The sequence below is a fragment of the Salinimicrobium oceani genome (assembly GCF_012037645.1).
Genome location: NZ_JAAVJR010000111.1, coordinates 1 through 750, shown reverse-complemented (window position 1 = coordinate 750; position 750 = coordinate 1). Strand labels below are relative to the sequence as shown.

Annotated in this window: 1 protein-coding gene; it reads left to right on the top strand. The window is 44.7% G+C overall.

The genetic code is table 11. The annotated features are described in order from the left end of the window. Positions 1–93: 93 nt before the first annotated feature. Positions 94–750 (top strand): patatin-like phospholipase family protein (locus tag HC175_RS15715; protein ID WP_168139382.1); only part of this gene is annotated, 657 nt, incomplete at its 3' end.

Sequence of the window (750 nt, the reverse complement as noted above, 5' to 3'; positions counted from 1 at the left end):
TAAAAAGAGTTAAGGAAGCTTCTCTGGAAAGCTTATCTTCGGTAATAGGAAAGTCCAAGGCTTCTATTATTTTTAACCACTACCATCCCCAAAATGCTTAAAAAGATCCTCCTTATTTTCCTCTTTTTGACTACCCTGTCGGCTTTTTCACAGGAGGAGGACCCTAAGGTGGGATTAGTTCTAAGCGGAGGTGGCGCTAAGGGTTTAGCACATATTGGAGTTTTAAAAGTCCTGGATGATGCAGGGGTTAGGGTGGATTATATAGGAGGGACGAGTATGGGTGCCATTGTGGGTGCACTTTATGCTGCAGGATATACTGCACACCAGCTGGACAGCATATTTCAGGAAACAAACTTTAATATTCTTATTCAGGATGAGTTGCCTCGGGGGGCAAAGACCTTTTATGAGAAAAGGGATTCAGAAAGATATGCAATCACTTTGCCCTTTGACAATTTGAAAATCTCATTTCCGTCTGCTCTTTCGCGGGGGCAAAACATCTATAACCTGATGTCTAAATTGACGCTGCACCTCCAGGAGCAGCAGGATTTTAGCGAAATGCCTATTCCGTTTTTTGCTGTAGCGACCGATGTTGAAACCGGGGAAGAGGTGATCCTTGACAGCGGCCATCTTCCGCAGGCGATATCGGCCAGTGCGGCTATACCAAGTTTATTTAATCCCGTGATGATAGATGGGCGGCTCCTTATTGACGGCGGAGTTGTGAACAATTATCCTGTAGAAGAACTCCGAAAA